The organism is Lapillicoccus sp. (assembly GCF_046595215.1).
GTDB lineage: Bacteria > Actinomycetota > Actinomycetes > Actinomycetales > Dermatophilaceae > Lapillicoccus.
The window spans coordinates 1-7,682 of record NZ_JBKJPP010000160.1 but is presented as its reverse complement, the minus strand read 5'-3'; the positions used below and the strand labels follow the sequence as shown (position 1 = coordinate 7,682).

Sequence of the window (7,682 nt, the reverse complement as noted above, 5' to 3'; positions counted from 1 at the left end):
GGTGCGGGGACGGGGGCCGGTGCGGGGACGGGGGCCGGTGCGGGGGCGGGGGCCGGTGCGGGGACGGGGGCCGGTGCGGGGTGCGGCGGGGCCGGTGCCGGGGCGGGACGCGGCGGTGCCGGGACGGGTGCGGGTGCGGGGGATTGCGGCAACGTCTGCTGTTGCTGCTGCTGCCTCGCCTGGTCCGCGGCTCGGCGGGCAGCCTCGGCGTCCGCCCGGTCCCGCGCGGTGCGGGCGTCCCGGGCCACGACGTCGGCGGCGGCTTGCGCGGCGGCCTGTGCTGCGGCGGCATCGGCAGCGGCCTTCTGGGCCGTTGCCGCGGCGGCGGCCTCCACTGCTCGGCGGTTGGCCTCCTCGCGACGACGCTCCTCCTCGGCTGCCAGACCGGCCTGGCGTTGCTGCTCGAGCTGCACGGAGGTGTTGCGGAGGGCCGCGAGCTGGGTGGTCATCTGCTGCTGCTCGGTCTCGAGGCGCGCGGCGACGACCACGGCGGTGCTGGCGACCTTCCTGGCCTTCTCCGCGGCCGTCTGCGCTGCCGTGGCGGCGGTGACCCGCCGGGCCTCCGCCTCGGTGGCCTGCTGCTGGAGCGACTGGGCCACGAGCCTGGTGGACTCGGCCTCCTGGAGCATGCGGACCCGCTCACCGCCGACCGCGTCGACGCCGGCGGCACGGTCGATGACGTCCTGGGGGCCGCCACCACCGAAGAAGACGTCGAGCTGGCTCGTGCCGCCACCTCCCTGGTAGACCTCGGCGGCATAGCGGGACAGCGTCAGGCTGGCTTCGTCCGCCCTGGTCCGGGCCTCGCTGGCCTTGTCGCGTGCGACGGTGCTGGCAGCGGTGGCGGTCTCGAGGTCGATCTTGGCGCCGTTGGCCGCCTCGCCGGCATCCGCGGCGCCCTGCTGGAGGGTGCTGACCGCGGTGCGCGAGGTCGCGAGCTGCTGGTCGAGCTGAGCCACCTGACCAGCAGCATCCTGGACGGCCGCCCGGGCGCCGACGACCTGGTCCGACGACGGATAGACCGGGTTGGGCTGGTCGGCCCACGCTGGCGTGGCGACGGAAGCCAGGAGCGCAATCCCCGAGAGCGAGGTCAGGGCGAGGCGGGCGACGCTGCGGGTGGGGCGCTGACGGTCGGGCACGGACTACCCCTTGGGTCTCTGACGGCGTGTCGCCCTTGACAGGCGGACGTGAAGGCGAGTCAGAGACTAGGGCTCATGCGCCACACGCGAAACAGTGATCACTCGAATCCCACTGGGAACACGGCTCATTCAAGAATTACATGGATGGGATCCGTCGAATGACAGACGTGTTTTTCCGCAGGTCAGTGCGCCGATTCGAACGCCCGTCCATCGGTGGTCACGGCTTGGTAACAAAACGACAAATCGGACAGCAGACACGGCGATCCGGCGCGGAGCACGCCTGATGGCCCCGTCGGTGCCGAGTCGGCGGACCCGTCGGGGTGGCCGCTCAGCCGACCGGGTCCCCCACCTCTGCGTGCGGCAGCGGCTGCCCGAGACGGCCCGCCTGGAAGTCCTCGAACGCCTGCACCACCTCGTCGCGGGTGTTCATGACGAACGGCCCCGCCCAGGCGATCGGCTCCCGGATGGGCTGGCCGCCGAGGACGAGCACCTCGAGCCCGGTCGCGTAGCGCTGCTGCTGGCGCTGGGCGGCCGAGATCCGCAGCGCGTCGCCCGCGCCGAGCACCGCGAGGTGACCGGCGGAGATCGGCGCCTGCTGTGGTCCCACGAACCCGTCGCCGGCCATGACGTAGACGAGCGCGTTGAAGTCCGGGCGCCAGGGTAGGTCCAGCTCGGCCCCGGGCGCCAGGGTGGCGTGGAGCATCGCCATCGGCGTGTGCGTGGACCCCGGGCCCTGGAGACCGGCGACGTCACCGGCGATGACCCGCAGGAGGGTGCCGCCGTCGGCGGAGGTGGCCAGCGCCACGTCGCGCGACCTCAGGTCCTGGTAGGAGGGCGCCTTCATCTTGTCGACCCGGGGAAGGTTGACCCACAGCTGGAAGCCGTGGAAGAGGCCGCCCGAGACGACGAGGTGCTCCGGCGGTGCCTCGATGTGCAGCAGCCCCGATCCGGCCGTCATCCACTGGGTGTCGCCATCGGTGATCGACCCGCCGCCCCCGTAGGAGTCCTGGTGGTCGAAGATCCCGTCGATGATGTAGGTCACCGTCTCGAACCCGCGGTGCGGGTGCCACGGCGTGCCCTTGGGCTCCCCCGGGGCGTAGTCGACCTCGCCCATCTCGTCGAGGTGGATGAAGGGGTCGAGCACGCTGAGGTCCACCCCGGCGAAGGCCCGCTTGACGGGGAATCCCTCGCCCTCCGTGCCGCTCGGGGCGGAGGTGATCGACACCACGGGGCGGGACGCCGCAGCCACGCCCGGCGCTGACACCCGGGGCAGGACGGTGAGGTCGGGAACGGTCACAGCGGGCACGGTGATCTCCTCAGGTAGTTTCGATTTCAACTATCTCGGAACGCCGTCGCATCGCCAGACATTCCCGGAGCTGGGCGCGGGAGCGGGGCGCGGGAACGGGAGCGGGCGGCATACCCCCTGCTCGGCTCACTGGCCGGTGGAGAGAGCCCGGTCCTTGGGTCCGACGATCGCTGCCGCGACCGTCTTGACGATGTCCGGGTCGAAGACGCTGGGAATGATGTAGTTGGGGTTGAGCTGCTCGGCGGTGACGACCGAGGCGATCGCGTCGGCGGCGCGCAGGAGCATCTCGGTCGTCACGTTCTTGGCCCGCGCATCGAGCAGCCCGCGGAAGACCCCGGGGAAGGCTAGGACGTTGTTGATCTGGTTGGGGTAGTCGGAGCGGCCCGAGGCCACGACCGTGGCGCGCCTGGACGCCTCGGCGATGTCGACCTCCGGGTCGGGGTTGGCGAGGGCGAAGACGATGCGCTTGGGCGCCATCTCGTCGATCCAGTCGGGGTGCAGGACGTTGGGGGCGCTTACGCCGATGAAGACGTCGGCGCCCTTGACCGCGTCGCGCAGCGTGCCGGTCAGGCCGCGGGGGTTGGTCCTGCCCGCCAGGGAGAGCTTGGCGGCTGGCAGGGCCGTGTCGTCCTGGTTGAGGATGCCCTCACGGTCCCAGACGACGATGTCGTGCGCGCCGGCGGCGAGGAGCAGCGTCACGATCGCCGAGCCGGCGGCCCCGGCGCCCGAGACGGCGATGTGCGCGTCCTCGATCGGCTTGTCGATGCACCGCAGCGCGTTGCGCAGGGCAGCGAGCACGACGATCGCCGTCCCGTGCTGGTCGTCGTGGAAGACGGGGATGTCGAGCAGCGCGCGCAGCTTGGCCTCGATCTCGAAGCAGCGCGGGGCCGCGATGTCCTCGAGGTTGATGCCACCGAAGCCGGGCGAGATGATCTGCACGGTCCGCACGATCTCGTCGACGTCCTGGGTGTCGAGGCAGATCGGCCACGCGTCGATGTTCGCGAACCGCTTGAACAGGGCGGCCTTGCCCTCCATCACCGGCATCGCGGCTGCCGGCCCGATGTTGCCCAGGCCGAGGACGGCGCTTCCGTCCGTCACCACGGCGACGCAGTTGCCCTTGATCGTCAGGCGCGAGACGTCCTCGGGGTGCTCGGCGATGGCCATGCTCACCCGGCCGACACCCGGGGTGTAGGCCATCGACAGGTCGTCGCGGGTGCGCAGGGCCACGGTCGGCTCGACGCTGATCTTGCCGCCGATGTGGAGCAGGAAGGTGCGGTCTGACACCTTGTGCACCGTCACGCCCGGGACCTCGCGGATGGCGTCGACGACCTCGTTGGCATGGTCGCCGTTGGAGGCCGAGCAGGTCAGGTCAATCACGAGCCGGTCGTGCCGCGACTCCACGATGTCGAGGGCCGTCGTGATCCCCCCGGAGTGCGAGACCGCCGTCGCGAGCTCACCGATAACGGCCGGGTCGACACCGGTGTGGACCCGGACCGTGATCGAGTAGGAACCGGTCGTGGCCCGCGCCCGCTGGATCGTCTGCCGGCGCGTGACGTCGGCTTCGTCGGGACTCTGGTCTTCGCTGTCGGTCGGCATGGCCCGATCCTTCCATGCCCCGGCCTGGTCAACGAGGTATGGCGTCAGCCTGCCGTCAGCGGCAGACCCCGAGGACCAGGTCGAGCTCGGCGTGCCCCATCCGACCGGGGCAGGCGGCGGCCGCGATGACCAGCTCGCCGATGAGTTCGATCTCCTCGCGCAGCGCCTCGTCGAGGAGCTCACCCAGTCCCAGGTCCACGTTCATGAGGGAGACGCTAACCGGCCCGAGTCCGCTTTTCCCGCTAGTCCCCCCGGCCTTGACCAGCCCTTGACCAAAGATGGCTCGATCGGACTATGCGAGGGCGGCGGGGGTAGCGTGAACCGATGACGACATCCGCTGACCTGCGCTCCCTCCAGGCCCCCCTCAAGCAGCGCTATCGCGACGACCCGACGTCCGCCAGCACCCCCCTTCAGGCGGACGGGACGTTCGACGAGGCCGGGATCACGACCACCGTGGGCAGCTGGGCCGGCCCGGTCCGCGCAGGGCTCCACGCCGCCACCGGGGGTGACGGCACGGACGCGTGCTCGGGCGACATGCTGCTGGAGGCCCTGATCGCGTGCGCCGGGGTCACCTGTCGCAGCGTCGCGACGGCCATGGGCGTCCCGGTGGCCTCGGCCCGGATCCACGCGCTGAGCAGCTTCGACGCGCGCGGGACCCTCGGCATCGACCGTGAGGCCCCCGTCGGCGTCGGTCCGATCACGGTCACGATCGAGCTGGAGACGGACGCCGACGAGGCCACACTCGCGAAGCTCGCGACACTGACCGAGCGCTACTGCGTCGTCGGACAGAGCCTGAGGTCCGCCCCGGAGATCGTCGTCCGCGCCATGGGCTAAGGCTCCCCACGGCATACGGCGGAGGTATGCCGTGGCCTGCCGCTGTGTCAGCCCAGCCGTTCGAGGAGGGTCGGCAGGACCAGGAGCATGCCCAACGACCAGGTGCAGTGGGTGAGCATCGGTGCCAGCACCCCGCCGGTCACGCGACGCTGCAACCCGACGAGAAGGCCGAGGACGAGGGCGGCGAAGACGAGCATGATGTTGCCCCCGGCGACGGTCGTGAGGGCGTAGATCCCGGTGGAGAGGACGACCGGGTACTTCACCCCGATGGCCGCGAAGAGCGCCCCGCGGAAGAACAGCTCCTCGGCGATGCCGTTGACGAGGGTGATGACGGCAACCACGGCCAGAGAGCCGAACCGGGCATGGTCGAGGACCGCGTTGATGCTGTCCCTCAGGAACGGGATGTGCGCCACGATGACCGCGCCGAGGGTGAACACCCCGACGGCGGCGACGCCCAGGAGGAGGGGCTGGAGCACCGGCCTGGCGAAGCGCTCGCCGCTGCGCGTGTTGGCCCGACCGAGGTAGAGGGGACCGGACGCGAAGGCCCCGACGGTCCAGACGGCCGCCAGCGCAAAGGTGGCCAGATAGAAGCGGTTGTCTCCCGGGGGGATGTTGAGCGACAGCCCGAGCAGCACGGCGCCGAGGACGATCGTCACCGCGGCGACGACCCGGCGCCGGTGGAAGGCCGCGTCGCTCTGTCGGTGGTCGCGCGGCACCGGCTGCAGCAGGGACGCGCGCAGGAACCGGCCCAGCTCGCGCACCGGCTCCAGGGCTGATGCCTTGTCTCCCGCCACAGCCATCACCATCTCTTCGCGGAGGTCGGATTCTTGAAGCCTAAGCGACCCGGGTTGACTCCTTCCGTCGGGCCTGAGACCCGCTCGACGGCGCCGACGAGCTGCTCCGGATGAGAATGTCGACTTCCGGGCACGGTGAACGGACAAAGTGTATGATTAAGGATAAATAGGTCACGCAGTTCTCGTCTTGAGAGTCAACCGCCCTCCCCCTCGTCCCGGCCAGCAGGAGATCCCCGTGTCAGCCCTGTCCACCCTGCTTCGAGCCGGCACCCGGCGCCCCCCTGCGTTCCTCCCGGTGCCGACCGCCTCCGTGCGCGGACGGCTCCCGCCACGCATCACCCGCGTCGGTAATGAGCTGCAGGTCAACGGTGCCCGGAGGCGGTTCGCTGGGCACAACCTCTACTGGCTCGGGCTGAACGACAACGTCAGGGACTCCACCGGGGCCGCGACCTGGCCGACGCGAGGGGTCGTCGACACCGCCTTCGACGCGTTGCTCGGCTCCGGCGGCAACCTCGCCAGGGTCCACACCCTCGGCATCTCCGTCGGCAACTCCCAGCGGACGTCGACTCCGCGCACCATCATGCCGGGCATCGGCAGCTTCGACGAGGCGGCGTTCCGGCAGGCGGACATGGTCGTCGCCGCCGCCGCAGCGAAGGGGGTCTACCTGTGGGTGCCCACCACGGACCGATGGGACTACTACCACGGCGGCGCCCTGACCCTGGCCAGGATGGTCCTCGGCTCGAACGCCACCATCGGCGACTTCTACGTCAACCAGAGCGTGATCAACGCGCACAAGGCCTATCTGACAGGCCTACTCAACCGGGTCAACAGCGTCACCGGCGTCCGGTGGGGCGCCGACCCGACGATCGCCTTCTGGGAGACCGGCAACGAGCTGTGGGACGCGCCCCGGGCGTGGACGGTGCAGATTGCCGCCCACCTGCGGTCGCTCGCCCCGAACGCCCTGATCGGGGACGGGTCCGGGGCGTCCGGTCTGCACGTCACCGCGGCCAACGTCGCCCTGACCGACCCCAACATCGACTTCGTCAGCGGACACTTCTACGACGCGCAGCGGATGGACTCGGCGTGGGTCAGGGACGATGCCGCCGCCGCGGCCGCCGCCGGCAAGGTCTACATGGTCGGGGAGTACGACTGGACCAACGCCTCGAACAACGGCTCTCCGGCCCCGCCGACGACCCCTGCCCGCGCAGACTTCATCAGCACCATCGAGAACACCATCCACGTCTCCGCAGCCCTGCCCTGGGCACTGCTCGTCCCGGCTGCCGGCGAACACCGCGACCGCTACGAGATGTATGTCCCGGCCGAGAACTCCGAGCAGGGCGCCGGCTACACCGACCTGGTGGCCCACTCGGCGGTGATGAGGGCGAGCCCCCAGCCGCTGCCCTACAGCGACTCCTTCATGAGGAGCGACAGCCTCACGCTGGACCGCACGACGTTCTTCACCGCCGGCGCCAACGGGGGCAGCAGCGCGATCCAGTCCAACACCCTCCGCCTGGGCCTGTCCGGCAGCAACGCCGGCGCCGGGCGGGTGGTGGTCGTCCCCCGCACCGCAGCGACGTTGAACACGCACGTCGACTTCGACGTAGCGTTCTCCACCGTGACGGCCGGGGCCTCGCTCAGGGTCGCCCTGAGGGCCCAGACCGCCGACGCCACCATCGACTCGGCAGACCTCTACCTCGCGGAGCTCTCCCTTCCGGGACGGTCCCTCTCGGTGTCGCGGCGCAGGAGCGGGCGGGCCGACGTCTCCATGGGCGCGAGCTACACCGTCCCGGTCATCGCGGCCAACACGGCATACCGGTTCGAGTTCGTCCTCGCCGCAGCGAGCCTCGAGGTGCGGATCTGGGCCACGACCGACCCGCGACCCCCGGCCGCATCGGCGACCTGGACCGGGCTCAGCGAGCTCGCCGTCAAGGGCGCCCTGGGGATCGTATGGAGCGGCGCCGCCGGGTCGTCGGCGACGGCCACCATCGACAACATGTTGCTGACGGACGGTTGACC

At 70.9% G+C, this 7,682-nt stretch carries 7 protein-coding genes; 2 read left to right on the top strand and 5 right to left on the bottom strand.

Features of this window, described 5'->3' with window-relative positions:
* From ACLL9L_RS14280 to ACLL9L_RS14265, 4 genes are all read right to left on the bottom strand, one after another.
* The coding region (locus tag ACLL9L_RS14280; protein ID WP_411285327.1) for a coiled-coil domain-containing protein at nucleotides 1-1,136 on the bottom strand (1,136 nt) is incomplete at its 3' end.
* 328 nt (nucleotides 1,137-1,464) lie between these two features.
* The gene (locus ACLL9L_RS14275) at nucleotides 1,465-2,442 is read right to left on the bottom strand and encodes a pirin family protein (RefSeq protein WP_411285326.1); all 978 of its coding nucleotides are present in this window, start codon (nucleotides 2,440-2,442) and stop codon (nucleotides 1,465-1,467) included.
* A gap of 126 nt (nucleotides 2,443-2,568) precedes the next feature.
* Nucleotides 2,569-4,038, bottom strand: a complete 1,470-nt coding sequence (locus ACLL9L_RS14270) for an NAD-dependent malic enzyme (protein ID WP_411285325.1) — start codon at nucleotides 4,036-4,038, stop codon at nucleotides 2,569-2,571.
* A 55-nt stretch (nucleotides 4,039-4,093) separates the two neighbouring features.
* On the bottom strand, nucleotides 4,094-4,243 hold the full coding sequence (locus ACLL9L_RS14265) for a hypothetical protein (protein WP_411285324.1): 150 nt from the start codon (nucleotides 4,241-4,243) through the stop codon (nucleotides 4,094-4,096).
* 119 nt (nucleotides 4,244-4,362) lie between these two features.
* Here ACLL9L_RS14265 and ACLL9L_RS14260 point away from each other — a divergent pair, with 119 nt between their 5' ends.
* The gene (locus ACLL9L_RS14260) at nucleotides 4,363-4,872 is read left to right on the top strand and encodes an OsmC family protein (RefSeq protein ID WP_411285323.1); all 510 of its coding nucleotides are present in this window, start codon (nucleotides 4,363-4,365) and stop codon (nucleotides 4,870-4,872) included.
* Between the two features lie 47 nt (nucleotides 4,873-4,919).
* Here the strand turns inward: ACLL9L_RS14260 and ACLL9L_RS14255 are convergent, their stop codons facing one another.
* Nucleotides 4,920-5,666 (bottom strand): type II CAAX prenyl endopeptidase Rce1 family protein, encoded by a 747-nt coding sequence (locus ACLL9L_RS14255; RefSeq protein ID WP_411285322.1) that lies wholly within the window; start codon nucleotides 5,664-5,666, stop codon nucleotides 4,920-4,922.
* 235 nt (nucleotides 5,667-5,901) lie between these two features.
* Between ACLL9L_RS14255 and ACLL9L_RS14250 the strand changes: the two genes are divergently transcribed.
* Nucleotides 5,902-7,680 carry a hypothetical protein gene (locus ACLL9L_RS14250; protein ID WP_411285321.1) on the top strand — a complete coding sequence of 593 codons (1,779 nt, stop codon included), beginning with the start codon at nucleotides 5,902-5,904 and terminating at the stop codon, nucleotides 7,678-7,680.
* The last annotated feature ends 2 nt before the right edge of the window (nucleotides 7,681-7,682 follow it).

Coding starts and splice junctions, on each gene's coding strand:
- ACLL9L_RS14270 (WP_411285325.1), bottom strand. CDS start 4,038: ATGCCGACCGACAGCGAAGACCAGAGTCCCGACGAAGCCGACGTCACG.
- ACLL9L_RS14265 (WP_411285324.1), bottom strand. CDS start 4,243: ATGAACGTGGACCTGGGACTGGGTGAGCTCCTCGACGAGGCGCTGCGC.
- ACLL9L_RS14260 (WP_411285323.1), top strand. CDS start 4,363: ATGACGACATCCGCTGACCTGCGCTCCCTCCAGGCCCCCCTCAAGCAG.